Source organism: Deltaproteobacteria bacterium, assembly GCA_022340465.1.
Taxonomy (GTDB): domain Bacteria; phylum Desulfobacterota; class Desulfobacteria; order Desulfobacterales; family B30-G6; genus JAJDNW01.
This window is the reverse complement of the sequence record JAJDNW010000015.1, coordinates 1-25,098: the sequence shown is the minus strand read 5'-3', so window position 1 is coordinate 25,098 and position 25,098 is coordinate 1. Positions and strand designations below refer to the sequence as shown.

Genomic DNA, 25,098 nt, shown 5'->3' with positions numbered 1-25,098 from the left:
CCCACTAAAATTCCCATGGACAAATTTATTGACATCATGGAAAAAAAGGGGTTTACCGTCTATGCTGGTAAAGGTCCTCTCAAACAGAAAAATATGTTCCAAATCGCCAACATGGGGGAAGTGACCCCTGAAATGTGTGCGATCTTCCTGCAGCACATGCAGGAAACACTAACCGAGTTAAATTCTTAACCGCCTCGAAAGACACCCAGGAGCAGAAAGCCTTTTGGGGCTGTTGATATCAGAATACAATACGTTGTCTCAACTTTAGGATTTTCGTTCGAAATCAAGGCGAGACCTCAAATCAATTTGCAGACATCCTGTCGCATGTTGAGGCCTTGCTTTGGGGTTCAATACCAATTTCGGTCCAAAAATCGTTTTTGCGATAGGTTCCGGAAGTGGGTCGCGCACCGGATCGCCTTCACGCTCAAGGCGGAGGTCGTCGAAAAACGCGGCATGCCTTTGGGGTGCACGCATTTTGAGACGAATTCCACCTCCGTGGGGGCTGGATGGAGAGCTGAAACCACTTCCACATCTCGGATAGGTCTGTGGGATGATTCATACTAACTCTTTCGAATAAGGAGGTCGCGGATGAAAAAAAACCTTGAAGACACACTCAGAAAACCGGTTACTCGGAGGTCATTTATAAAAAAGAGCGCCAAAGGAGCGGCGGTTGCGTTTACGGTGGCTAACATGGGACCATTCGTTCGCACCTCCAAAGCCGCCAAGCTTGAACTGCGCTGGCTGGGCTGGGAGCACTACAATGTGAAAAAATTGACGGCTGAATTTGAAAAGAAATACGACTGCAAAGTCAGCGCCGGATTTTTTGACGGTAATTCCGAGGCCTATAATAAGCTGAGAGGTGGCGGGGTAAAGGATTTCGACCTGGTGATGGCGGACGGATTTTGGCCCCGGCTGTATGCAAAGCAGGGTCTGACCCAAGCGGTTGATTATGGAAAGCTCTCCAATATGCAGTATGTATTCCCCGTGTTCACTCCGCCCAACTACATGCTGCTGCAGGAGGAAAATGGTCAAAACATGATTGCCGCACCCAATTGCTGGGGAGGGTACGGCATCACCATCAACATGGACAAAGTCGCCGAGGAAGATTCCGATTCGATTTTTCTCCTGTACAATCCGAAATACAAAGGGCACCTGTGTGTCAGTTCCCGCTTCGAGGAAAACATCGCTTTAACCGGCATCCTTGTCTGTGATCGCATGGGCACCAAAACCAAACCGCGTCCGGATGGGAAGCCATTCAACCCCTATGTATTGTACGACAATGAACTGGAAGAATGTAAAAAGCTTCTTATTGACCAGAAAAAATATCTCCTCACCCGTTGGAACGACGAAGCGACGCTGGAAAGGCTGCTGCGGGCCCAGGCCGTATGGGCGGCTCCGGAATGGTCCGGGGTTTACCGGCTGATCCATTTTGACTATCTCGACGGAAAGTCCAAGCTGCGGATGAAACACCTGCTGCATCCCAAGGAGGGCGGATTGGGCTGGGTGGATACCTGGTGCGTCACGTCGGGCGTCACAGACAGCGAGAAGATGGAGTTGGCCCTCAAGTGGATCGACTTCCGCCTCAAACCCGAAAATATGGTCGTGATAGCCGAAGAGATCGGCTGGGCCCCCACCGTCGACGTACGCAAGATGATCCCCAAACGCTATGTGGACACGTTGTTCTTGAACGACACGGACGCCATCAAGGGATTGTATCAGTTTGATGCGCCTTCATCGCCTGAAAAATGGGAGCGCATCTGGTCGGAAGTGGAAGCTGCCTGATCCATTGCCAGCATGAACCCCGAAAGACGTGCACAGCCGATCGGCTCGTGCACGTCTCAATTTTTCCTTGGTTGTTTTTTTTATTCTAACGGAACGGAATAGCTACGAGATACCAAAATGACTGAGCCCGCCTTAAAACTCGTTCAAGTTGAAAAATCTTTCGATAAAGTCCGAGCCGTAGACAAAGTGAGTCTCGAGGTCGATACAGGTGAATTTTTTTCTCTGCTGGGGCCAAGCGGTTCAGGAAAAACCACTCTGCTTCGTGTGGTCGCAGGTCTGGAAACCCCGGGAAATGGCACCATTCATATCGGTGGACGCGATGTCACCCGGCTTCCGCCTTACGCCCGCGGCATCGGAATGGTGTTCCAGGATTTCCTGCTGTTTCCACACAAGACGGTCGGCGAAAATATTACATTCCCGCTTAAAATGCAGCGGATGCCCGACGACAAACAAAAAGAACAGCTTCAATGGGTCCTTGCCCTGGTGAGGATGGGCGGCTTTGCGGGCCGCTATCCGCATCAGCTTTCCGGCGGACAGAAACAGCGCGTGGCCCTGGCCAGGGGCCTGGTGTCACGCCCCGACATCCTTCTGCTGGACGAACCGCTGGCAAACCTGGACTTGGAACTGCGCAAAGAGATGGAGGTTGAGATGCGACGGTTCCAGGCCGAGCTGGAGATACCCTTCATTTATGTGACCCACAACCAAGAGGAAGCCCTGACCCTGAGCTCCCGTATGGCCGTGATGCACAACGGCAAATTTGAACAGGTCGGCGCCAAACTCGATCTGTACAACGCCCCCAAGACCCGCTTTGTAGCCTCTTTTCTGGGATCGCCCAACCACATCACCGGGCGAATCAAAAGCGTCGACAGCGGAACCGCCGTTCTTGAATGGAAAGGGCTTCAGCTCAAGATCCCCGCATATGCGGGCTGTAGGGTCGGAGACACCAGCGATTACTTTTTAAAACATGAAAGAATCTCCATTCAGGCGCCCGCTGAAGCCCCACCCGCTGAGGGGGACAACCGCCTTAAAGGAACCCTGCGGGACATTATTTTCAAGGGGCAGCACTCAGCCTACTTTGTTGTGCTGGAAAACAGCGAGGAGCTGGTGGTAAACGCCGCCACCGAGATGCCCGACCTTAAAATCCGGGGGCCTGTGGAAATCAGCTGGCATCCTGAAGCCGGCGATGCTTTTCTGTCGGAGGAAACGTGAAAATGGACTTTCTCCAGAGATTGCGGCAGAGTCAAAACTTTCGTTTCACCCTGCTAACGCTACCGGGCGCCCTGTTTTTGCTTTTCTTTTTGATTCTGCCCCTCATTTCAATTCTGATTTTTAGTTTCTGGCGAACCGAAAGTTACGAGTTGATCGCTGACTGGAACATAGACAATTATCTCACCATTCTGGGACAAAAAACCTACCTGACCTTTATCTGGCGCTCACTGGCGATGGCAGTTTCGGTATCGTTTGCCTGCCTGCTATATGCCTATCCGGTCGCCTACCTGGTCGCCAAACGCGGCGGCCGTTACCGGCTGGTCCTGGTGTTGCTGACGGCGGCCCCCTTTTTTACCGGAATCATCCTGCGGGTAACCGCCATGCAACAAATTCTGGGCCCCATCGGGTTGCTAAACATGGCGCTGCAGAACTTTGGAGTCGAACCCATTCAGGCACTCATGTACTCCAACGTCGCCTCCGCCATCGGCCTGATCTACCTCTGGATTCCATTCATGGTACTGGCCATTTATCTGTCGCTGCTCAATTTCAATTTTGAACTCCTGGAAGTCGCGTATGTCAACGGTGCCAAACCGTGGCGGGCATTTTTGGAAATCACCTGGCCCCTGAACTGGATTGGCACCGCCATCGGGATTGTTCTGGTGTTTATTCCGACATTTGCGGCCTTTGTAACGCCCCGCTTTCTGGGCGGTGTAAACGGCGCCCTGTACGGTAATATTCTCGAACACCAGTTCGGTGCCACCGGCACATGGGCACTGGGTTCCGCCATGGGGGTGGTGTTGTTTTTCATCTGCCTGATTTTCATCGTGATCATCTGGCGAACGATCAATTTAGAACGGAGCGGGTATACCGGAGAGGGGTTTTAATATGGCGGCTGTAAGTCCAAAGGAACGCATGGTCGTTGTTATCCAATCGGCCTTGCTCGTGCTGTTGTATGCCTTCCTTTACTTTCCAATTTTTTTCATTATCTACGTTTCCTTTGTGGACAATACGGTCTGGCCGTTTCCACCCGAGTTTACCTGGCAGTGGTATCAGCGACTGTGGATCATGAGTGATTTTCATCTGGGCTTTTTCAACAGTCTGTTGATCGGTATCGGAACCGGAGCGCTGGCGAGTATCTTCGCCGCTTCAGCAGCCATCGGGCTGCTCAAGTATCGCTCGCCCCTGCGGGGCGTGTTTGCCGTTCTCTACCTGTCTCCGCTTTTTGTCGCCGGTATTCTCATCGGTATTTCATCCATGATGTTTCATCGCAACATCCTGGGATTAGCGGGGAATCTCCACTCGGCCGTGCTGTCCAATACAACCCAGGCCCTATCCTTCGCATTTCTGGTTATTTTGGCCCAGTTGACCCGCTATGACTGGCGCATGGATGAAGCCGCCATGGTGTTTGGTGCCCGGCCGGCACGCTGTTTCTGGGAGGTCACCCTGCCGACGATCTGGCCTTCGGTACTGGGAGCCTTTCTGGTGAGTTTTATTCTGGCCTTCAACAATCTGGAAATCACTTTTTATGCGGTCGGGGCGATCCCGACCCTGCCAACCATCGCCTGGGGCACATTACGCCATGGCATCGAGCCGGAATTATACGCGCTGACCGCCATCATCAACGGGCTGGTTTTTTTGGTTTTGATTACCCTGTTTTTCCTGATTCGGCTCGGTTTCGTGCGCCTCGGATATCGGGGCCAGTGATGCGCTTCCCCCGTCTGGAGATCAAGTATGCAGCGTGTTCTCGCAGTTGACCAGGGGACGACGGCAACCAAGGCCTATACCCTGGATGCCGAGGGGAGATTCGAATTTTGCGGCATGCAGGATCACCCCCAGCTCTATCCCCGGTCCGGCTGGGTGGAACATGATCCTCGGATTTTATTGCGCCATATCAAAAAATCGATCCATACAGCCGAACATATCGACGCCATCGGTTTGGACAATCAGGGGGAGACCGTCGTCGCCTGGGACGGTGACAGCGGAGAGCCTGTGTACAACGCCATTGTCTGGCAGGATCAGCGCACCGCCGATGTTATTGAGTCCCTAAAAAAAGATGGGGCGGAAGCCGTCACGCTTGACCGTGCCGGACTCCCCCTGGACCCTTATTTTTCCGCTGCCAAACTCCACTGGATCCTGAAAAATGTTCCCGAGGCACAAAGGCTTCTCAACCGGGGTCGCTTGAAGTTGGGGACGTCCGATAGCTTCTTCATTGAAAGACTGACCGGAGAATATGCCACCGATGTAACCACCGCTTCCCGCACCAGCCTGATGAATCTTAAAACCTGCAATTGGGACCCCGAGCTCTGCCGCCTGTTCGGAATCCCCATGGAGATCCTGCCGGAGATCCGTCCGACGACCGCTCATTTCGGATATGTCCATTCCAATGGCAAAAGGATTCCCTTAACCGCCAGTGTGGTGGATCAGCAAGCAGCTCTAATGGGCCACGCCTGCTACGACACCGGCCAGACCAAAGTGACCTTCGGAACCGGCGTGTTCGCGCTGGCAAACGTTGGGGAAAGCATCCACAGGGAGCCTGACAGGGGAATCTTGTCCACGGTTGCCTGGCAGCTTAACGGCCGGCGGCCGGTGTATGCCGTGGACGCGGGAATCTACAACGCCGGTTCGGCCGTCAATTGGGTCCGCAAGGTTGGATTATTTTCAGACTTTGACGAAATCGGTGCCTTTGAAAACAGACCCGCCATCGAAAGAGGCGTGGTGTTCGTTCCGGCCCTGTCCGGCCTGGCCTGTCCCTACTGGGATCGAACCGCCACCGGACTCTGGGTGGGATTGAGCCTCGAAACCAGCCGCCGGGATCTATGCCAATCCGTGCTGGAAGGGATCGCCCTGAGAACCGCCCAGGTGTTGGCGGCCATCGCCCCCGTGACCGGCGGCCAGCAAGACCTTTCCGTGGACGGCGGCCTCATCAACAATGCCTATTTCTGCCAGTTTCTGGCGGATACCACCCGGCGGAACATCATCGTTCCGGCCTCGCCGGATATCACCACCATCGGCACAGGCCGTTTTGCATTGATCGGCTGCGGACTGGCCAAGGATACGGCCGGCCTGCCGCCGGCCCACGCACCGCGGGCCGTCATCCACCCGCGTGAAAATTTGACACACCTCTTGGAACGCTTCGAAGAGGCCGTTTCCCGCTCCCGCAACTGGCGATAAACGCTTCACCGCCCATAGTCGTTACCCGACATATGGTCCGGTTGAACGGTCTCTCAGGCGGCCCGCCATTCACCAAAAACAGTTTTCAACAGCGGTCCCAACCTTCAATGAGAGTAATACAGCTCAGTAGTTTTCTGGCAAAGCCTTCAGACTCTGATCACGCCCAAAGGACGTGGATTTTTATGCTGAATTAAATCAAGAAATAAATTCACTGTGGTTACCTGTAATAATTAACAGTTCTAATCTTCATAGTTCGATTAGTATCGAAATATAATTGATTACATCATTATTGGTGACCTCTCTCAACTAGATGTTTTGTAACAGAGCTAATTAAAAAATTGATATCAGTAAGTTAACATAATTTTAACAAAGTCTAAATCCCAATATATTGGTGAATATGGGGTGATTGAAATTGTTAATCAAAGGGCCATTTCAACAACTTTTTCTACCGTACGATTCGATTCGTCGGCAGGCTTCATCTAAGACTGCATCTTCTTTGGCAAAACAAAAACGAGTCAAATTCTCTCCGGAGGCATCATGGTAAAATGCTTCTCCAGGTACGCTAGCCACCTTAATTTCCTTCAATAGGTGCATCACCTTTTTTTTGCCAGAGCTGCCTGGAATTTTGGAAATATCGCAAAGGACATAGTATGCGCCCTGGGGTACGAATGGTGTCAGACCGGCTGTATTTAGAGCATCGCAAATACGATCACGTTTTTTCTGGTACTCTTTTGAAATATTACTATAAAATTCGGGACCCAAGTGCATGAGTCCCATTGCAGCTCCCATCTGCAGAGGAGCCGGTGCACAGGCGTAAAGCATGTCGCTAAAGTATCCTATAGCCGTTGACCACTTGGCATCGCAGATGACGTATCCAACTCGCCACCCGGTAATGCTGTATGTTTTGGATAGCCCCGATACCATGATTGTACGTTCACGCATATCTGGTAGGCTTGCTGGTGGGATGTGTTGCCGGCCATCATAAACAAAGTATTCATAAATTTCATCTGTAAATACGAAGAGATCGTTCTCTATTGCGAATTCGGAAATGGTTCTTAGTTCCTCCGTTGTGAACACTTTCCCAGACGGATTTCCCGGCGTATTGATCAAGATTGCTTTTGTTTTTTCAGTTACCACTTTGTCAAGGGCTTCGCGCGAAAACGTCCAATCCGGCGGGGTCATAGAGACATATACGGGGACGGCCAAGGTCGAAACTAGATTAATGGCATGATAACCGTAATATGGTTCGAAAAGAATCACTTCATCACCGGCATTAAGAAGTGCAAGGAAAGCTGAAAAAAGGGCTCCTGTTGTACCAGCCGTGACCACAATTTCTTTTTCGGGATCGATCGTTAGGCCGCTAAAAGCTTCTTGTCGCCTTGCGATAGCGCCACGTAGCTCATCCAGTCCGTCGTATCGAGTGTAGGCATTGATACCGTCATCTATGGCCTTTTTGGCGCCCTTCGCTACGATATCCGGTACAGCGAGGTCACAGACACCCTGTGAAAGGTTAATTCCTCCGAACTTTTCGCATTCGATGGACATGTTGCGAATTTCAGATTGTTTGACCCACTCTATTCGTTTGCTTATCGTTAAATTCATTTTTTTTATCCAATAGTTAAATGTTAATGGATGTTGATGATAATAACGGCCCCTTCCTTTAGGCGATCGTTATGATGAAAGCCGTTAACACAAGATGCAGAAAGTTTCCTATATGCTGGATGGATTAATCGAACCAGGCAAACCACCACCGTTCCGAACCCCGGAAATGATCGATAAGCTTTGCCCGAATGGGTTGTCAAATTTTACCTTTTTAATTCCAGCATCGATATTATCTGCAGAAAAGAACCAAAATTAAACCAATTTCAGCGTCGATTTCAAATAGGTGATTCTTGAATTGTTTTCATATATTCCTTCTATGAAAAAGCGATTGTCAACAGTTAAAATCGCTTGTAAGGGTATTTGTTCAAGGACAGCTATTTTTCAATAGAGATGAAAGTTGGTTTGTTGTTTTTTTGCTTCCAACTGGCCCTAACGTCCTGGGACTTTGTACTCTCAACTGGCGATCGGTGGATTTTTCATAGTGTCTGCTTAGGTTGATGGTTTGTCCAGAACCTCTCTGTTTAGGAGGGCTTTCAAGGGTTGATGGTTGAAAAAACGGATTAGTTCGTTGGCTAGATCGGTTTTACACTGGTTGACAGCGTCTTCGGAAAGCCAGGCTGAATGTGGTGTAAGGATAACGTTGTCCATCCCAGACAAGGGATGTCCCGGACCGAGGGAAGTTTGGTCTTCGACAACATCCAGCGCTGCTGCGCTCAGTTGGCCCGATTTCAGGGCGTCCATCAAGGCCATTGTGTCAATAATCTCCCCCCGGGCTGCATTTACGATGACGGCTCCGGGCTTCATCAAATTGAGTGTGTCGGCATTGATCAGATGGTGCGTCTTTTCCGTCAGCGGGGCGTGAATGCACAGGTAGTCACTGTTTTGGAGCAGCATTTCAAGAGAAATCTTTTCGGCTTGACCAATGTGGGATTCCTCGACGTAGGGATCGTAAAACAGCACCCGAACATCAAACCCAGTGAGTTTTTTGGCAATGGACTTCGCAATCCGGCCAAAACCTAATAGTCCAACAGTACTCCCTTCGAATCGTTTCAAAGGCGATAAATAGTTATAGTCATATCCACCTGAGCGGACATAAGCATCTGCTTTGGGGATCTTTCGAATAAGGCTTAGAAGAAGAGCTAATGTGTGTTCGGCCACTTCGCGAAAATTATAGTCCGGATTGTTGCAGGTCAAGATGCCGTAACGTGTGGCGGCCTCGATGTCTATACGATCTGTACCCACGTTGTTGGTATAGACGAGCTTCAATGCAGGACAGGCCTTGAATACTGTTGCGTCTAAAAAAATCAACTCAGTGATGATTACGTCTGCCTCAGCAGCTTGGGCTATGACATCCGCCTGGGTTTGGCAATCACCGACAACCAGTTCAACGTCGACAGCAGTGAGGGTTTTTTCCAGATCACCGAGATCCTGAAAAGAGCTGTCAGCATACAACACTTTTTGTTTTGGCATGAATTCTACTCCTAAAAGCCATTGAGAACGGTTAACACCGATTTTAAAATATTCTTTTGACAAATGCTTTTAGATTGGCATTTCTCCAGGGTTGCAACACTGATTTGTATTGACAATGCATACCAGAATTCCATAATCAAAGATAGAGTGTTAGTAATAACCTTCAAACCATAGGAGGGAAACCATGAAAAAACGGTTTGTGTGCATTGTTTGTGTCGGTTTGTTCCTAATGCTTGGCTTGGCGGTGAACCCGGCAGTCAGTGATGATTTAACCCGCTTTAAGGGCCAAAAAATCACTGTAACCTGCTGGAGCGGGCCATACACAGAAGATTTTAAAAAAGCCTATGCCGAACCATTCATGAAGGCCAGCGGCGCAATCGTGATTGTGTCGCCCGGATGGTCCGAATTCATATCAAAAATCAAGGCATCTCCGGAGGACAAACCACCCTACGACGTGTTTATGGCAGATGGCTGGAATTATATCGCCGCCCGCAACATTGATCGGCTGTTACCCATCCGCAAACAGAACATCCCTAACGCCAGTGAAATTTATCCGGTGCTGCTCGAACGGGAGGCCTGGGTGGACGGCTATGGCGTGCCCTTTGACGGCGGTACCTATCTGCCGGTATACATGCCCAGCAAAATCAGTTTTACACCCACCGGCTGGGCGGATCTGATGCGCCCGGAAGTGGCTGGCAAGCTGAGCCTAGACAAGACCTTTTATTACGGGCTTTATGCCTCGGCTTTTATCAGTAAGCGCGATCCAGGCGTTGGTGAACTGTATTCCGACGCGGGCATGGACGAAGTATTTAAAATCAGCGCTGATCTGGCACGGAACGTGAAAAAGTTTTACAGTGGCGGGGCGGAATTATTTCAGCTGATCAATAGCGGTGAAGTCGTTATGGGCACCTATTACAGTGGAGGCACTTATTCTGAGATGCGCAAAGGTTCTGAGGTGAAAATGGTGTTTCCCGAGGAAGGTGCCGTGGGATGGATTGGATACCTGACGGTGATGAAAGGTACCGATAACCGTGATCTTTGTGAGGCCTTTATCAACTTTTGCATTGCGGCCGAAAACCAGACCTCTTTTGCACAACGCAACGGAGGCTGGATTTCCAACCGCAATGCCCACATCGCCCCGGCCCTTAAAGGGGTGGTGCCGTCCACCAACGAAGAATTCAAAAAAACCGCTTTCTTTGACTGGGAACTGTTGAACAAACAGTGGGGCGAACTTGAAGAGCGCTGGAAAAAAGAGGTCATTACCCAGGCAAAATAATGGCTGCTATGAACGACGTTGAACTGATAGGACTGACCAAACGCTTCAAGGATACGGTTGCTGTCGACGATATCAACCTGGAAATTAAGCACGGTGAATTTCTGTTTCTGCTTGGCCCCAGTGGCTGCGGTAAAACCACGACGCTGCGCATGATCGGCGGTCTTGAAGCGCCCAGCGCTGGAACGGTAAAGATCAAAGGACAAACGGTAAATGGCGTGCCGCCGGAAAAGCGCGACACGGCGACCGTTTTCCAGCGCTGGGCGCTCTTTCCACACAAAACCGTGACTGAAAATGTCGGGTTCGGTCTGAAAATGAAAAAAAAGCCGCGCCAGGATATTGTCCGCAAGGTTCGTGAATGCCTTGAAATGGTGAATTTATCTGGATTGGAAAATCGATACCCGTCCCAACTCAGCGGCGGTCAAAAGCAGCGTGTGGCGCTGGCCCGGGCCCTGGTGGTGGAACCGGCGGTGCTGTTGTTGGATGAACCGTTAAGCGCCCTGGATCTCAAGCTTCGGCAGCAGATGCGTTTTGAGATCAAACGCATTCAGAAGAATGTCAGCGTTACCACGGTGTTTGTCACCCACGACCAGACCGAAGCACTGGCTATGGCAGATCGAATTGTCGTCATGAACGAGGGTCGGATCGAGCAAATCGGCTCACCGCACAACATTTATTTTAATCCCGTATCACGATTTACCTCTGATTTTATTGGAGAAACCAATTTTTTGCCAGGGTGTATAGCGGCGCAGGAAGGTGATACCGTGGTGGTGGAACTCAACGATGGTGGACGGATAAGGGCGCAGCGGACTGGAGATGAGCCCTGCCCGACAGATGTCGTTGTCGGCATTCGGCCGGAACAGATATCCCTCAGCCATCAGGCCTCGACCGCCACCGAAAATGTGCTCCGTGGTAAAGTGATGGACGTCACATTTATGGGTTCAACCCAGCGCTTTCAGGTGGCTTTCGGTGACCGAATGATTGTGGTGGAAGATGTCGTCGGCGCCGGCAGTGAAAGTTGTTGGCATCCAACCGAAGACGTTTATCTAGAAATTCAACCCGGTGCTTGCCTGGTACTGCCTGCATAACCCTAAACGGCAAGAGGAGCCGCTTTGCCGACCTTAAATAATCATCCCGGATGGGCCGTACAACTGAAGCAGGTCTTCCAGGCACGCAAGTTTGTTTGGATATTTTTACCCTCGGTCCTGATGGCGCTGGTCTTTTTTTTCATCCCCATTTTCAGCCTGCTGCGCATCAGTTTTTACGAAAACGTTGGTATGGGCGTCTATCACCCGGCCTTGAGTTTGAATGGCTACATTAAATTTTTAACCGATCCGTTCTACCTGCGGGTCATTTTTTTTACCCTCAAGATCGCCGTCCTAGTCACCTCCATTTCCCTAGTTGCCGGCTATCCAGTTGCCTATTATGTGTCTCGAGCCGAGGGCCTTAAAAAAATAATCTGTCTACTGCTGATAATCGTTCCGCTGTGGACTAATCTGATCGTGCGCATTTACGGCTGGTTTGTGATTTTGGGACAGAAAGGCCTGATCAATACCCTGTTGCTGAACATCGGTCTTATCGATCAGCCGCTGTCCATGATTTTTCAGCCGTTATCCGTGGTCATCGGGCTCCTGGACATGGTGTTTCCCTGGGTGCTGCTGATTATGATCAGTGTGATGGAGGGCATCGACTGGTCTCTGATCGAAGCGGCGCGGGACCTTGGCGCCAGCCGCTTTCAGAGCTTCTATGAAGTGACTTTTAAACTGAGCATTCCGGGCGTTGTCGTCGGCGGACTGTTTGCCTTTGTCTGGTCAATGGGGGAATATGCAGTTCCCTCGTTACTGGGTTCGTCCGCTCAACGAACGATTTCCATCGAAGTGGCGGATCAGATTTTAACGGTTCTCAACTGGCCTTTCGGTGCCAGCATAGCCTTTACCCTGTTTATGATTTCTGTCAGCGTGCTGTTTATCAGCAATCGCTTAACCCAAAAAAACGCCGATTACATGATCCGGTGAATATAATGAAACCGTATTCCGCCCTAACAGACTACCGAATCGATTGGCCGGCGGTGGCCCTTACAGTCGTAACAATATGTGTTTTGACCTTTATTCTGGCACCTATCGCCATAACGATGCTGGTTTCCTTTAACAAGGGCAGTTACATCGTTTTTCCGCCCGAGGGGCTATCGCTGAGGTGGTATAAGGCTTTTTTTGAAGATTACTGGTGGGTCATGGTGTTTAAAAACAGCCTGATCATTGCTCTGCCGACGATGATCATTTCAACGACTGTCGGAGTATTGGCGGCGTTGGGATATATGAAACGCACCTTCCGTGGTCGCAATGTGATCAATTTGATCATTATGATGCCCTTTTTGGTGCCCGGGATTATCATCGGTATCTGTCTGTTGATGTTCGCCCATCGCATCGGCCTTTCCAACACTTACGCCATCGTGATCGCCGGCCACAGCCTGTGGGCAACCCCGACGGTTTTCCTTCTAGTTCAGGCGGTTTTGTCCGGCTATGACTTCGAAATTGAGGATGCCGCCCGAGATCTTGGGGCCGGGCCGGTGAAAACCTTTTTTCTGATCACCTTACCCTGCATCCGCACCGGTGTTCTAACCGCCATGATTTTTTCCTTTATCACCTCATTCGGTGAATTTTCGATCGCTCTTTTCCTGACCGCTCCTGAAACCATGACCCTGCCGGTTCAAATATGGAACTCATTGAAATATGAGGTCAGCCCCATTGTGGCAGCGGTTTCCACCATTATGATCGTCATCACCCTTGCGGCCATCGCCATGGGAGCCAAATTCGCCGGCATCAAAACGCTCAGCGAACGATAACAGGGCGTTTGTCAAAACAAAGGATATTAGCGGGCACAGAATAGAATTAGATAGGCACGTGTTTCTTGAATAGATATAGTGGTAAATTATAAGCGGGGCGGCCATAAGGCCCCCCGGTTTGCTTTACATACAACCAGCAATTGACTTCAACTCTGGATTTCTAAAAGGTAGATTGTCCAAAAGGATGCCTTCTGCGGGTGCAGGAAGTTACTTGAGTATAAACTTATACTAACGGATGATATTCCAACGAATCGGGTGGCCAATAAAAAGAAAAAATAGAGAGATTCCGAGTTTTGATTAGCGAAAAAGCATATAAAAAAGAGTATTGCTAAAAAGCGGTGATTACATCATTATCGGTGACCTCTCTCAACTAGATGTTTTGTAACAGTACCTTTGAAGCCACTTTGGTATAGACCTGCGCCGGAAAGCAGATTAATCTCGGCCTTTATGTGACGGCAAGCCCAAAGAGAATACTTCCTGTAGTCATAAAAAGAGATGATTATCTGAAAACGTTTCGCCGCCGTCGATGGACGCCAGGCGGGAGTAGCGGAAGGCCTTTCGGTTGCCGCTCAATTCCGGTCGGAATCGGTTTCATGGGGGTCCGCCAGCATGTCAGCCGGGACCAGGTTGTCCCGATGAATGATTTCGTCGTCGTGCTTGTAACCCAGGATGGACTCGATCTCGGCTGTTTTGGCCCCCTTGATCTGCTGCAAATTGGTCGAGCTGTAGTTGACCAGGCCGACGGCTATTTTTTTCTGATCGAGGTTCTTGATGGCCACAACGTTGCCCACGCTGAAGCGGCCCCGGACGTTGACGATGCCCGAAGGCAAAAGGCTTTTTCCATTTTTCAGGAGGGCTTTTTCCGCTCCGGCATCGATGACGATTTCACCGGTGGGCTTTTTGGTAAAGGCAATCCACTGCTTCTTGCTGTTGAGATGAACAGGACTCGGTTTGAAAAACGTGCCGACGGGCTTTCCGGCAAAGACGTCTTTCAGCACGTCCGGTTTGAGTCCGTTGGCGATGACACTGGGGACGCCCCCCAGGGACACCTTTTTGGCTGCGGCCAGTTTGGTGGTCATGCCGCCGGTGCCCAGAAACCCGGGAATGGAGCCAGCTGCCCTGGAGAGACTCCGGTCTACCTTGTCGACGACGGGAATGAGTCTGGCCCCCTTGTCCTGCCGCGGATCCCTGTCGTACAGGCCGTCTATGTTGGTCAGGTTGATCAGGAGCTGGGCTTCTGTCAGATTGGTCACCATGGCGCCGAGATTGTCGTTGTCGCCGAATTTGATCTCGTCCACGACCACGGTGTCGTTTTCGTTGACGATGGGGATGATGCCCCAGGATAAAAGCGTGAGGAACGTGTTTCTGGCATTCAGATAGCGCCGGCGGTGGGTGAGGTCGTCGCGCGTCAGCAGAACCTGGGCGCAGCGGGCGTTGTGCCTGGCAAAGGCTTCCTCGTAGGCCCTGATGAGGCTGCTCTGCCCCATGGCTGCCAGGGCCTGCATCTGGGAGGTTGAATCCGGCCGTCTGGAGAGCCCCCTTTTTTTCAACCCGGCGGCGATGGCGCCCGAGGACACCAGGATGATCTCGACGCCTTTTTTACGCAGCTTGCTGATTTCCGTGGTGATGTCGTCTATCAGGTTGAGGTTCAGGCCGTTTTTACGGGTCAGCACACCGCTGCCGATCTTGACGACGGCCCGCTTGATGTTCTTCAGATAGGGTCTGCGGTCCATACGTTTAATATTCCTCGCACCTTGAATGATGTTACTTTTCCTGAATGGATTTTGTCCGTGGGTCAATTATCTATGCATTTATCCAAAGATTTTTAAAAGCAACTAGTTTATTGATATATAAATGAACGGGGCGGCCGTCTTTCATAACAGCCTGGGACACGGTGTTATCCTTTGTGTTCTTTGTGTCTTTGTGGTTCGTATGATGGCTATAGGCCGGACTTCAGATTTTTCGATGGGTAAAGGCTTTCGCGTTTTGGCCCGTGTAATCGGCGACGATGTGCCCGTTGCCGATCAAACGCCATTTGTAGATCATCAGCCCCTCGAGGCCCACGGGACCCCGGGCGTGTATCTTGTTGGTGCTGATGCCCACTTCCGCGCCCAGCCCGAAGCGGAACCCGTCGCTGAATCGGCTGCTGCAGTTCACGAAGACATCGGCCGAGTCGACCTGTTCCATGAAACGCATTGCCTTTTCCCGGTTTCCGGTGACGATGACGTCGGTGTGACCCGAACCGTAGCGGTTGATGTGGTCGACGGCTTCCGTCAGGCTGTCCACGACCTTTATGGAGATGATCAGGTCGAGGTACTCCGTGGCCCAATCCGCCTCGACGGCTGCGGCGACGTCGATGACAGCGGCCGTTCGTTCGCAGCCGCGGATCTCTACCCCCTTTTCGTCGAAGCGTTCCTTCAGGCGCGGCAGGAAAGTCCGGGCCGTGTCCTGGTGAACCAGGAGGGTCTCGGCGGCATTGCACACGGCGACATACTGGCATTTGCTGTCCAGCGCGATCCTCAGCGCCATGTCGAGATCGGCGTCGCCGTCGACATAGACGTGGCAGATGCCGTCGGCGTGCCCCAGCACGGGGATGGTGGTATGTTGCATGATGTGGCGGACGAAGGCATTGCTTCCCCGGGGTACGATGAGATCCACGTAGCCGGACATGCCCAGGAGATCCTCCACGTCCGAGCGGGTTTCCATGAGGCCCAGCCAGCCCTCGGGCGCACCGGCACGGACAGCGGCGCTGTCGATGATGTCGGCCAGGATTCGGTTGGTGTTGGCCGCTTCCCGGCCGCCTTTGAGCAGGACGGCGTTGCCGCTTTTGAGGCACAGCGAGGCGATTTGAACCAAAGCGTCGGGCCTGGATTCGAATATGACGCCGATGACGCCGATGGGGCAGCTTACCTTGAAGAGTTCGAGCCCCTCGTCCAGTTCCGTGGCGTCCAGAATTCTGCCCACGGGATCTTCCAGCTTGATCAGGCTGGCTAGCCCCTCGCAGGCTTCTTCGATCTTCTGATCGTCGAACTTGAGGCGTTTGAGCAGCGGAGCGGCCAGGTTTTCCTTTGCGGCCAGATCGAGGTCGGCTTGATTGGCGGCGACAATGGCCTGCCTTTTGGCTTGCAGCCCCTGAATAATGTTGTCGAGGGCCCGGTTTTTGGCCTCGTGTCCCAGCGTTCCGAGCAGAATTTTTGCTTTCCCGGCATGTTGGGCTTGTTGAGTCGTATCCATATGCAACCTTAGGGTAACTAAGTTGAGCGTTTTAAATGTTAAGAATGATCAAAACAAACATATTTTCAATGGATTCTATCTATTTACAAGTATAGGAGAAAGTGATTTTTTGCAAGGGGATGGGCGCGAAAATCGAAAGGCAACTGCCTCTTGCCTTCCGATCTTGCACCCTCCATCTAGCGCCTCCTCGGTCGGTCCCACACCTTGATGCGGTCCGACGGAGAGAGCCCGGAGAGAATTTCGACATCGATGCCGTCGGAGAGTCCCAGCTTCACCCAGCGCTTTTCGAACGTCTGGGGGGCGGTTTCGATTTCGACATACGCCCGGCCGTCTTCGAATCGCAGCAGGCTTTCCTTTACGGCCATGACGCCGATTCTTTTTTCGAAAACGATATCGGCGTTGGCGCTGTAGCCGGCCCTCAAGAAACGGGATTCCTTCAGCTCGAGGGCGGCTCGGATTTCGAACTGGACGGTACCGTTGTCCTCTTTCCCCTTGGGAGCAATGTACTCCAGTCCGGCCTCGAAGCTTTCGTCGGGGAAGGCACCGATGGTCAGAACCAGCTCCATGCCCACTTTCATTCTGCCGACTTCCGACTCGTCCACCTCGCCCTTGAAGATCAACTCCTGCATGTCGGCCACCGTGGCGATGGTGGTACCGGCGTTAAAGGTATTGGCCTCGATGACGGAATCGCCTTCTTCGACAGGGATGTCCAGGACCATGCCGTTGATGGTCGAGCGGATCAGGGTGTTGGTGGTCTCTTTTGACTGGTTCGAGGTTCCTTTTTTAATCAGCTGCAGGTTGCTTTCGGCCGAGGCGACCTCCTCTACGGCCTGGTCGTAGGCAGTTTCGTACTGCGTGTATTCCGCTTCGGTGACAATTTTTTTCTCGTACAGCTTTTCACGGCGCTTCAATTCCAGTTCGGCATTCTTCAGGCTGATGCGCGCCTGGTTCAGCCTGGTTTCGGCGTTGTTGAGGCTGATCATGTCGGGTATGATTTCCAGCCTGGCGATCAACGCATTCTTTTTCAATGTGTCCCCCGGCTCCACGAATATTTTTTCAACGACCCCCGAAATTTGAGGCTTGATGTCGATTTCCTTGCGGGGAACAATCGAGCCGGTGGCCACAGCCTTGCTCACGATGTTGGTGGTAAAAGGTTTCCGGGTTTGATAGATGACGGGCTTTTCCTTGGATTTTTCGTAAAGGAAGTACAGGGTGCCGGCAAAGACGGCAAGGATGATGAGGGTAACTATCGCTTTTAGAATGATTTTCATAGTCAACCGCTTCGTGGGAGCAGTCAGTCGTCCCGGATGGCCTCCACCGGTTTGATGCTGATGGCCTTTTTGCCCGGTATGAGGCCGGCGAACACGCCACATACCACTAAAATGGAAAGTGCCGCGATTGCAACCTTTAAATCGATTCCCGGGTTGCGGAAATACTCGATCCCGGCTCCGGCGGATTCAAGGGCCCGCGCCACCAGCTCGATGGTCACCACGCCTGCAAACAGACCGGTGTAGCCGGATACGGCGGTGAGCAGAACCGATTCCGCCAGGATCTGCGAAAGGATGTTGAAGGGCGTGGCGCCGATAGCCCTTCTGATGCCGATCTCCCGTGTGCGCTCCTTGACGACGATGAGCATGATGTTGCTGACGCCGATCACGCCGGCGACGAGTGTGAAGGTACCCACGAACCAGATGAGGAGGTTGATGCCTTTGAACAGATTGACAATCTTGTGGTATTCCTTTTCCGCGTTGTAGCTGCCGAAGGCGGCGCGGTCGTCCGGGGACACCTGATGGCGTTCTGCAAGCAGGGCGATCGCCTTCTCCTCCACCACCGAGACCGGGATGTCCGGCTGTGATGTGATCGAATACCAACTGACCCTTTTGCCGAAATGGAAGGTGTGCTGGAAGGTCGTGAAGGGGATGAAGACAGTCTGCGTTTCTTCTTCGGCCTGATCGCCCTCCCGGTTGGAGGCGAACACACCGACCACTTTGAAGTACACCCCCTGGATCAGGATGTATTTGCCAATAGGGGTCTCGCCGGGTTCGAACAGGACGTCGCGCACGTGGGTGCCGATGACCGCCACCTTGCGCCTGCCGCGCATGTCCAGGTCATTGACGAACCGGCCGTGCGTTATCTGCAGGATCTGTATCTGCCTGTACTCCGGGTAGTCGCCGTTGATGTTGAAGGCGCCGTTCTTCAGGCCCCGGGACACATTGGTCACCCCCCTGTGGCCGCCTGCCTGGTTGCGAGGCCCCAGATACTTGATTTCGGGGATGTTCTGCCGCAGGGCCTCGGTGTCGTCATTGTCGAAATAGAAGCGTCTTCTGATGGGAAACCCCTTGTATGGGATGGTTGTGAGACGGGTCCAGAGGTAAACGCTGTTGGTGGCCCTGCCGCTGAAGTCGTCCATGGCGCCGTTCTGCAGCCCCCTGCCTGCACCTACCATGATCAGCAGGAGAAAAATGCCCCAGAAAACACCAAAGGCGGTCAGAAACGAGCGCAGCTTGTTCTGTCCGAGGGTATGGGTGATTTCCTGCCAACTGTCGCGGTCGAAAATCATAATAACCGTTTTACGTTTTAGGTGTTAGGTTTTAAGTTGCAAAAGGCATTGAGCGCATCAGGAATACGCTTGTATCTGCATTCCGGCAGCAATAGTCTGTATGTAAAATAGCGGCGAAGCCGCGTTCCATCACAAACTATGCCTGGGTCATCGATCCAGGCATAGTTTGTGATCACTCATCTCTCAGCGCCTCCACCGGGTGGATCGCGGCCGCCTTCCTGGCCGGGAAGAAGCCGGCGATCAGACCCGCGGCCACCAGCAGCGCCAGTGCGCTGACAGCTACGCTGAAATCCACCTCGGGATTTTGGAACATGTCGAGGGCCGGCAGGCTGCCGGCTAAGAGTTCGATGACCCCAACACCCAGCACCAGGCCGAAATAGCCGGAAATGGCCGTTATCAGTACGGATTCGGTCAGCACCAGGCCGATGATGGACCATGGCGTGGCTCCGAGCGCCTTGCGGATGCCGATCTCCTTGGTGCGCTCCTTTACCGCGATCAGCATGATGTTGCTGATGCCGACGATGCCGGCAAAGATGGTGCCGATACCGACCAGCCAGATAAAGATGCGAATATTGCTGAACAGGGTTGCGAATTTATGGAAATCCTGGGCGCTGCTCCATATGCGCAGCGCCTTTTCATCTTCTGGGTTGAACCTGTGGCGGGCGGCCATCTTGTTGCGCACCGCCTTCTGCATGGCCAGGCTCTCCTGGATGGTGGCGTCACCGGTGGTGAAAAGGACTGCGTGGATGCGGTCCCCGCGCCCAAAAACCTTCTGGACGGTGGAGATCGGCAGGTAGATCAGCCGTTGGGTGCGTTCATTGTAGTCGTCGGTGAATACGCCGACAACCTTGAAAGGGACGCCGCTGATGTTGATGAACCGTCCGACGGGCGCAACGCCCTTGAAGAGCTGGTCGCGTACCTGGACGCCCACGAAGGCGACTTTGCGAAACTCGCGCACGTCCTTGTCGTTGAGATTGCGACCCTCCAGCAGAATGGTTTCACGCATGTAGCGATGGTCCGGGTGGCAGCCGATTATACTGAAGACGCCGGTTTCCTCCTTGTAGGTGATCGTGGTGCTGCTCCCCTTGTAGTAGCGCGCCGTAATGTGTTCGACCCCCGGGATGGATTCCTTTATTTCACGATAGTCCCTGTTCGTGAATTTGATAGGGCGTCCCGGCTGCAGTCCCGCAAAGGGTTCGCTGGTCTGGCCCTGGTGGATCCAGATACCGTTGGTGGCGATCCCCTTGAATTCGTTGCGCACCCCGTTCTGGATGCCCGTGCCGGAACCCAGCAGCAGAATCAGCATGAAAATGCCCCAGGCCACGCTGAACCCGGTGAGAAAGGTCCGCAGTTTGTTGGCGCGGACGGTGGCGAAAATTTCCTGGAAAAGGTCGATGTCGATGCGCATGATATCCTGGCTGCCTGAGTGTAGGTACTAAGTGCTTAATAATTTAGACGACCCTTTTTATCCATGACTACTTGTCATTTGCCCTTCGGGCGTAATTATTCCCGATTGAGAATCCGCCCATCTTTGAGACGAATCGTCCGGCCGGTTCTGGCGGCGATGTCGTGTTCGTGGGTGACGATGATGACCGTCACCCCTTCGGCGTTGATCTCCCGGAACAGGTCCATCACTTCATAGGACGTGTCCGTATCCAGGGCACCGGTAGGTTCATCCGCCAGGATGACCTCAGGGTGCGATATCATGGCCCTGGCAATGGCCACCCGCTGCTGCTGACCGCCGGAAAGCTCACCGGGCATGTGCCCGGCCCAGTCGCGCATACCCATTTTTTCCATATACTCAAGTGCGAGCCGGTTGCGTTTCTTGCGGCCGATCTTTTGATAGTAGAGCGGCAGGGCCACATTTTCCAGGGCGCTTTTAAAGGAGATCAGGTTGAAAGACTGGAAGACAAAGCCGAAAAAACGGTTGCGGAAGTAGGCGGCTTTGCTTTCACTGAGATCCTTTATCAGGGTGTCATTCAGTTGGTATTCGCCCCGGTCGTACCCGTCCAGCAGCCCTAAGACGTTCAAAAGCGTGGATTTGCCCGAGCCCGAGGAGCCCATGATGGAAACCATCTCCCCCCGGGCGATGGTAAGGTCGATGCCTTTCAACACATGCAGCTCGTTTCTGCCCATGGTGTAGGTCTTATGCAGATTCCGAATCTGAATCATGGGGCCATTCACCGATATACTTTTTGACGGTACGCCTGTCCAGGTTGGTCCGCCGGGCCACTTCCTCGAAGGTGCCGAAGCGCTGGTAGAGCATGGTGCAGTATCCGCCCAAAAGGTTCTGGGCATCTATCTCGCCGCTTTCGATGCTTTTTTGCAGCCGCGCAGCGATGTCGTTGGATGCCGGTTCCGGATCGTCACCCGCGTAGTTTCTGCTCAGCACGATGCGGCGGACGCACTGCTCCAGTTCCCTCACATTTCCCGGCCACGCATATTCCGGGCCCAGATCCTCGGCGATCACCCGCTTGATCATGTCCACGATTTCGGGGGACGGCGTGCCGATCATTTTTTCGATCGTAAAGGAGAGCAGATCGTACAACTCATCCGGGTTTTCCTGAATGCGCGTCCGCAACGGCGGCACCGTGATGATGTCCGAACTCAAGCGGTAGTAGAAATCGTCCCTGAGGCCTTTTTTCGACCTCAAGTCCTTGAGCGGCCGGTTGGTCGCCGCAATGACGCGTCCCTGAAAACGGCTCTTTTCGTGGCTGCCCACCGGAAAGAAAATCCGTTCCTGAAGCACCTCGAGCAGTTTGATCTGCAGGGGCGCTTTGACCTCCCCGATTTCGTCGAGAAGGATGGCGCCGAAGGGGCTGCACCGGCCGAAAACGCCGATGTGATCTTTCACCGCGCCGGTAAAGGCCCCCTTTTTGTGACCGAAAAGTTCGGACTCGATCAGGGTCCCGGGATACTGGGAGAGGTTGATGGAGACGAAGGCGCGCGTGAAGCTTTCCTGAAAGCTTTTCTTCTTTTCGTTGAAAGGGATGAAGCCCGAGCATCCCAGGGCCATGGCGGCGATGCCTTTGCCGGTGCCGGTTTCCCCCAAAAAGAGGGTGGAGAAATCCTCCATGCGGTTGAGGAGATAGCGTTCGTAAAGATCGATGTTGTGGGTGAACACATTGTTCCACAAATTGAAACGCAGCCTGGTCATGGCCGGGCTGCGCCCCACCAGACGCCGGTTGATGAAAAAGTAGGCCCGGCGCAGCTGGTAACTCAGGGCAAAGTAGCGGCGGGATTCCTCGATGCCGAAGCCCCTTTTGCGCAGAAAGGAAAGCGCCTCCTGGGAAAAGGGCACCTTCAGGCTGGTGTCGCCGGCATCGATCTGGTCGAGGATGAACCGGTCGAACTTTTCCCTGAACCGGTAGAAATACTGGAAGAGGAGGGCGGTCCTGACCAGTTGCCGGTCGTCGCCCGCATAGAGGCGGAAATCCGCCTGCCCCTCTTTTTCCAGGAGCTCGACGCGTTGCCCGACCTCGTACACGGCCTTTTCGATCTGCTTTTCGGGGGGCACATTCCCGGTCAGCCCCGAGAGCTGGCGGTCGAACGCGCTGCGATCTGCATCGAAGGGATTGGCCAGGGCGGCCTTTTGAACGATGCTGAAAAAATCACGCAGTTCGGGTTCGAGTGAGCGTTGCTTTTTCATAATCACGGAATACGGCTCAGGGCGCAGGCCGCTCGACGCATAATGCGTCGAAATTGCCTTGCGCCATACGTTTTACGTTTCACATCTTACATTTCACACGTAACAATCAATCACAGTATATACCTATTATGCAGACACGCTGTGCATAGAATGTCCACTCCGCGCCTGCGTCTCCGTTTGTCGACAATGGATAATTAACATAAATTATACATATATACAATCAGTTAAGCTGTTTTTTTCAATTTCTGGCACGGTGTTTGTATCTTCAGGTGATCGAACCGTTAGCGGATAACGGCGGATGAAAGACAAATCGGGAGGAAAGACGATGACAAAAAATAATTGGAAATACGTAACGTTGAACCACGGCAACGGCGGGAAAGAACCCTATCGCGGCAGGGAGCGCAGGCAGGAAAACGACCCGACCTATTTCGGCTATTACGCCCTGGAAGGCATCGAGCGCCGCCGGGGCAACGGCCGCGTTTACCAGGGGGTGGAGCGCAGGAAGGCGCAGGATCCGGTCCATTTCGGCTACTTCGCCCTGGAAGGCATCGAGCGCCGCCAGGCGGGCGGCATCTTCGGGTGATTACCCATTCCGATCCGTTCATTCCTGGTAGCAACTGAAAAGGCACAACACGGTACATATCATGTTGTGCCTTTCTTGATTGAGAGCTACGGTTTAGGGTGTGCCTGTGATTTTAACGGGAAGTATGAGCCTGATGCCGACACTCCAGTCATCTATTGTCTGCTCATCGAATGTACATTCGTAGCAGATTTTAAAGGTTTCTGCTCGATTTGCGAGGAAGTAGTTTATTGCGTTCATCATTTCATCCGTCGGATCAATGTCAACCGCGGTTTTCCAGGTCGAATCATTAAAGGTGACGTCGAAAGCGGGAAGGCTGAATGTATAGGCATCTCTGGTGTCCGGGGGATTGAGTTCTTCAAACGTGGCTGTGCATGAGAACGTTTCGTTTGCCGGATCTGTCCATGCATTTCTGTACTCAACTCTGATCTTTTTGGGATCCAGTTTAATCGAATCGATGTCCACTTTTTCAATATCTTCCCAATCCTCGAGATTCTGCATGACGCCTCTGACCGATAACGAATCTGTGCAACCTTTAACGACCTCGGCTATTTGAACCGCGGCAGGCTTTGCTACGGTTACCTCACCTGTTGAAAGCTCATAATTTTCACTGAATTCGAGGTCAAGGGCATCCTTGACATCGTCCTCGCTGGTGGCCACGATACTGAAAAAACCCATGGTGATGGCGCAGAAGACGCCGAGGTAGCGTAACAATCTGAAAACGCCGGCTTTTTGGATAATCATCGGTGGGCCTCCTTTGGCTAATGGTTGATAAAATGTATGTCGGGGAGTTCTGATTCAGTTCGAAGAGCGTTTAATAATACACCGGAGAAGCAGGCATGTCAATCACTAAAATTGTTCAGTATTTCTGGTTTGTCCGGGCCAGGTCACTGTTTATAAAACCCCGCTCGAAAGATTTTGTAAAACGCAAACATTTCGGGTAAAATGACTTTCTGTACCTCGACTGCTATGTGTATTCTCTGCCTAAACAGGATGTTACGTGAGGCTCGGCATCCATGATCGATGATAAAAAAGAAGAACAGCCGTTCGTCCACAGCCGGACCCAGCTTCTGGCGGGGATCTTCCTGCTGCTTGTGGGGTCGCTGGTCTACGTGATCGACCGCTCGCCCGAGCGGGTGTATTTCACGCGTTGGTTCGGCATCCATTTAAAGCTGTGGTCAGCGGAGGCCCCCCTGCTGGGGAGCCTGGGGCTGCGGCTGCCGGCCTTCTTTCACGTGCTCTCCTTCAGCCTGATTACCGGCGCCTTTTTCACCCGGGGCAAAAAGCGCTACCTGGCGATCTGCCTGTTCTGGGTTCTGGTCAACGGTTTTTTCGAGCTGGGGCAGAAATACAAGGCGCTGGCCCTGTCGCTGACCCCCGCTTTTTTCGAAAAAATACCCTTTCTGGAAAACACCGCGGCCTATTTTAAAAACGGTTCCTTTGACGCGTACGACCTGCTTGCCTTCGTTCTGGGAGGTGTGGCGGCCTATGGGCTGCTGCTGATAACAGGCAGGAGGAATCTGTGACTTACGCTTTGCGGGTAACTCATCGTCATTCGCTTCGCTGTACCAATCGCTTTCCGCTATAGCGTTTGGCAACATACCGTTCCGAAACGACGTTTCCCATTGGGCATCTTTTACAACGATTTACCTGCAATTCATTCTACTTCAAACGCTATTATAATCGCTTTTGGATTGCAGCCCATTAGCTATGATGAGAACATATG

At 52.5% G+C, this 25,098-nt stretch carries 22 protein-coding genes; 12 read left to right on the top strand and 10 right to left on the bottom strand.

From position 1 onward, the window contains the following. From LJE94_02760 to LJE94_02735, 6 genes are all read left to right on the top strand, one after another. A partial coding sequence (locus LJE94_02760) for an alanine--glyoxylate aminotransferase family protein (protein MCG6909029.1) occupies window positions 1-189 on the top strand: 189 nt, incomplete at its 5' end. Window positions 190-690: 501 nt separating this feature from the next. After that, a complete protein-coding gene (locus tag LJE94_02755) occupies window positions 691-1,782 on the top strand; it encodes an ABC transporter substrate-binding protein (GenBank protein ID MCG6909028.1) in 1,092 nt (363 codons plus the stop codon). A gap of 117 nt (window positions 1,783-1,899) precedes the next feature. Next, window positions 1,900-2,991: an ABC transporter ATP-binding protein gene (locus tag LJE94_02750; GenBank protein MCG6909027.1), complete on the top strand. Its 1,092-nt coding sequence runs from the start codon at window positions 1,900-1,902 to the stop codon at window positions 2,989-2,991. A gap of 2 nt (window positions 2,992-2,993) precedes the next feature. After that, window positions 2,994-3,875: an ABC transporter permease gene (locus tag LJE94_02745; protein ID MCG6909026.1), complete on the top strand. Its 882-nt coding sequence runs from the start codon at window positions 2,994-2,996 to the stop codon at window positions 3,873-3,875. Window position 3,876: 1 nt separating this feature from the next. After that, a complete protein-coding gene (locus LJE94_02740; protein ID MCG6909025.1) occupies window positions 3,877-4,695 on the top strand; it encodes a hypothetical protein in 819 nt (272 codons plus the stop codon). Between the two features lie 27 nt (window positions 4,696-4,722). Next, on the top strand, window positions 4,723-6,162 hold the full coding sequence (locus LJE94_02735; GenBank protein ID MCG6909024.1) for a glycerol kinase: 1,440 nt from the start codon (window positions 4,723-4,725) through the stop codon (window positions 6,160-6,162). A gap of 432 nt (window positions 6,163-6,594) precedes the next feature. Here LJE94_02735 and LJE94_02730 read toward each other — a convergent pair whose 3' ends face one another. Together LJE94_02730 and LJE94_02725 are read right to left on the bottom strand one after the other, a co-directional pair. Then, window positions 6,595-7,764 (bottom strand): pyridoxal phosphate-dependent aminotransferase, encoded by a 1,170-nt coding sequence (locus LJE94_02730; protein MCG6909023.1) that lies wholly within the window; start codon window positions 7,762-7,764, stop codon window positions 6,595-6,597. Between the two features lie 489 nt (window positions 7,765-8,253). Further along, on the bottom strand, window positions 8,254-9,234 hold the full coding sequence (locus LJE94_02725) for a C-terminal binding protein (GenBank protein MCG6909022.1): 981 nt from the start codon (window positions 9,232-9,234) through the stop codon (window positions 8,254-8,256). 184 nt (window positions 9,235-9,418) lie between these two features. On the opposite strand from LJE94_02725, the gene LJE94_02720 reads away from it, so the two are divergent. The 4 genes from LJE94_02720 to LJE94_02705 are packed head-to-tail and all read left to right on the top strand — an operon-like array spanning window position 9,419 to window position 13,349. After that, window positions 9,419-10,510 carry an extracellular solute-binding protein gene (locus LJE94_02720; GenBank protein ID MCG6909021.1) on the top strand — a complete coding sequence of 364 codons (1,092 nt, stop codon included), beginning with the start codon at window positions 9,419-9,421 and terminating at the stop codon, window positions 10,508-10,510. After that, complete coding sequence (locus LJE94_02715; protein MCG6909020.1) at window positions 10,510-11,595, top strand: ABC transporter ATP-binding protein; 1,086 nt, start codon at window positions 10,510-10,512, stop codon at window positions 11,593-11,595. Before LJE94_02720 ends, LJE94_02715 begins: the two co-directional genes overlap by 1 nt. 24 nt (window positions 11,596-11,619) lie before the next feature. Next, entirely contained in the window at window positions 11,620-12,522 is a 903-nt protein-coding gene (locus tag LJE94_02710) for an ABC transporter permease (GenBank protein MCG6909019.1), read from the top strand. A gap of 5 nt (window positions 12,523-12,527) precedes the next feature. After that, the gene (locus LJE94_02705) at window positions 12,528-13,349 is read left to right on the top strand and encodes an ABC transporter permease (protein ID MCG6909018.1); all 822 of its coding nucleotides are present in this window, start codon (window positions 12,528-12,530) and stop codon (window positions 13,347-13,349) included. A 569-nt stretch (window positions 13,350-13,918) separates the two neighbouring features. Here the strand turns inward: LJE94_02705 and proB are convergent. The 7 genes from proB to LJE94_02670 all read right to left on the bottom strand — a co-directional run bounded on the left by proB (window position 13,919) and on the right by LJE94_02670 (window position 22,792). Then, a complete protein-coding gene (gene proB, locus LJE94_02700) occupies window positions 13,919-15,082 on the bottom strand; it encodes a glutamate 5-kinase (protein ID MCG6909017.1) in 1,164 nt (387 codons plus the stop codon). A 220-nt stretch (window positions 15,083-15,302) separates the two neighbouring features. Beyond that, window positions 15,303-16,583 carry a glutamate-5-semialdehyde dehydrogenase gene (locus LJE94_02695; protein MCG6909016.1) on the bottom strand — a complete coding sequence of 427 codons (1,281 nt, stop codon included), beginning with the start codon at window positions 16,581-16,583 and terminating at the stop codon, window positions 15,303-15,305. Between the two features lie 176 nt (window positions 16,584-16,759). After that, window positions 16,760-17,854 (bottom strand): efflux RND transporter periplasmic adaptor subunit, encoded by a 1,095-nt coding sequence (locus tag LJE94_02690; protein ID MCG6909015.1) that lies wholly within the window; start codon window positions 17,852-17,854, stop codon window positions 16,760-16,762. A 23-nt stretch (window positions 17,855-17,877) separates the two neighbouring features. Then, window positions 17,878-19,143: an ABC transporter permease gene (locus LJE94_02685; GenBank protein MCG6909014.1), complete on the bottom strand. Its 1,266-nt coding sequence runs from the start codon at window positions 19,141-19,143 to the stop codon at window positions 17,878-17,880. Between the two features lie 172 nt (window positions 19,144-19,315). After that, window positions 19,316-20,551: an ABC transporter permease gene (locus LJE94_02680; protein MCG6909013.1), complete on the bottom strand. Its 1,236-nt coding sequence runs from the start codon at window positions 20,549-20,551 to the stop codon at window positions 19,316-19,318. A gap of 95 nt (window positions 20,552-20,646) precedes the next feature. Beyond that, entirely contained in the window at window positions 20,647-21,315 is a 669-nt protein-coding gene (locus tag LJE94_02675) for an ABC transporter ATP-binding protein (GenBank protein ID MCG6909012.1), read from the bottom strand. Further along, entirely contained in the window at window positions 21,290-22,792 is a 1,503-nt protein-coding gene (locus LJE94_02670) for a sigma 54-interacting transcriptional regulator (protein ID MCG6909011.1), read from the bottom strand. Before LJE94_02670 ends, LJE94_02675 begins: the two co-directional genes overlap by 26 nt. Before the next feature lie 325 nt (window positions 22,793-23,117). Between LJE94_02670 and LJE94_02665 the strand changes: the two genes are divergently transcribed. After that, on the top strand, window positions 23,118-23,375 hold the full coding sequence (locus tag LJE94_02665) for a hypothetical protein (GenBank protein MCG6909010.1): 258 nt from the start codon (window positions 23,118-23,120) through the stop codon (window positions 23,373-23,375). Window positions 23,376-23,468: 93 nt separating this feature from the next. Here the strand turns inward: LJE94_02665 and LJE94_02660 are convergent, their stop codons facing one another. Next, window positions 23,469-24,116 carry a hypothetical protein gene (locus LJE94_02660; GenBank protein ID MCG6909009.1) on the bottom strand — a complete coding sequence of 216 codons (648 nt, stop codon included), beginning with the start codon at window positions 24,114-24,116 and terminating at the stop codon, window positions 23,469-23,471. 272 nt (window positions 24,117-24,388) lie between these two features. Here LJE94_02660 and LJE94_02655 point away from each other — a divergent pair, with 272 nt between their 5' ends. Further along, window positions 24,389-24,898, top strand: coding sequence for a hypothetical protein (locus LJE94_02655; GenBank protein MCG6909008.1), 510 nt, complete (start codon window positions 24,389-24,391; stop codon window positions 24,896-24,898). Window positions 24,899-25,098: the final 200 nt, after the last annotated feature.

What these genes read in the sequence shown, in the direction of transcription:
- LJE94_02715 (MCG6909020.1), top strand. Translation starts at nt 10,510, where the DNA reads ATGGCTGCTATGAACGACGTTGAACTGATAGGACTGACCAAACGCTTC.
- LJE94_02685 (MCG6909014.1), bottom strand. Translation starts at nt 19,143, where the DNA reads ATGATTTTCGACCGCGACAGTTGGCAGGAAATCACCCATACCCTCGGA.
- LJE94_02695 (MCG6909016.1), bottom strand. Translation starts at nt 16,583, where the DNA reads ATGGATACGACTCAACAAGCCCAACATGCCGGGAAAGCAAAAATTCTG.
- LJE94_02655 (MCG6909008.1), top strand. Translation starts at nt 24,389, where the DNA reads ATGATCGATGATAAAAAAGAAGAACAGCCGTTCGTCCACAGCCGGACC.
- LJE94_02755 (MCG6909028.1), top strand. Translation starts at nt 691, where the DNA reads ATGGGACCATTCGTTCGCACCTCCAAAGCCGCCAAGCTTGAACTGCGC.
- LJE94_02680 (MCG6909013.1), bottom strand. Translation starts at nt 20,551, where the DNA reads ATGCGCATCGACATCGACCTTTTCCAGGAAATTTTCGCCACCGTCCGC.
- LJE94_02745 (MCG6909026.1), top strand. Translation starts at nt 2,994, where the DNA reads ATGGACTTTCTCCAGAGATTGCGGCAGAGTCAAAACTTTCGTTTCACC.
- LJE94_02735 (MCG6909024.1), top strand. Translation starts at nt 4,723, where the DNA reads ATGCAGCGTGTTCTCGCAGTTGACCAGGGGACGACGGCAACCAAGGCC.
- LJE94_02665 (MCG6909010.1), top strand. Translation starts at nt 23,118, where the DNA reads ATGACAAAAAATAATTGGAAATACGTAACGTTGAACCACGGCAACGGC.
- LJE94_02720 (MCG6909021.1), top strand. Translation starts at nt 9,419, where the DNA reads ATGAAAAAACGGTTTGTGTGCATTGTTTGTGTCGGTTTGTTCCTAATG.
- LJE94_02730 (MCG6909023.1), bottom strand. Translation starts at nt 7,764, where the DNA reads ATGAATTTAACGATAAGCAAACGAATAGAGTGGGTCAAACAATCTGAA.
- LJE94_02740 (MCG6909025.1), top strand. Translation starts at nt 3,877, where the DNA reads ATGGCGGCTGTAAGTCCAAAGGAACGCATGGTCGTTGTTATCCAATCG.
- LJE94_02690 (MCG6909015.1), bottom strand. Translation starts at nt 17,854, where the DNA reads ATGAAAATCATTCTAAAAGCGATAGTTACCCTCATCATCCTTGCCGTC.
- LJE94_02660 (MCG6909009.1), bottom strand. Translation starts at nt 24,116, where the DNA reads ATGATTATCCAAAAAGCCGGCGTTTTCAGATTGTTACGCTACCTCGGC.
- proB (MCG6909017.1), bottom strand. Translation starts at nt 15,082, where the DNA reads ATGGACCGCAGACCCTATCTGAAGAACATCAAGCGGGCCGTCGTCAAG.
- LJE94_02675 (MCG6909012.1), bottom strand. Translation starts at nt 21,315, where the DNA reads ATGATTCAGATTCGGAATCTGCATAAGACCTACACCATGGGCAGAAAC.
- LJE94_02725 (MCG6909022.1), bottom strand. Translation starts at nt 9,234, where the DNA reads ATGCCAAAACAAAAAGTGTTGTATGCTGACAGCTCTTTTCAGGATCTC.
- LJE94_02670 (MCG6909011.1), bottom strand. Translation starts at nt 22,792, where the DNA reads ATGAAAAAGCAACGCTCACTCGAACCCGAACTGCGTGATTTTTTCAGC.
- LJE94_02705 (MCG6909018.1), top strand. Translation starts at nt 12,528, where the DNA reads ATGAAACCGTATTCCGCCCTAACAGACTACCGAATCGATTGGCCGGCG.
- LJE94_02750 (MCG6909027.1), top strand. Translation starts at nt 1,900, where the DNA reads ATGACTGAGCCCGCCTTAAAACTCGTTCAAGTTGAAAAATCTTTCGAT.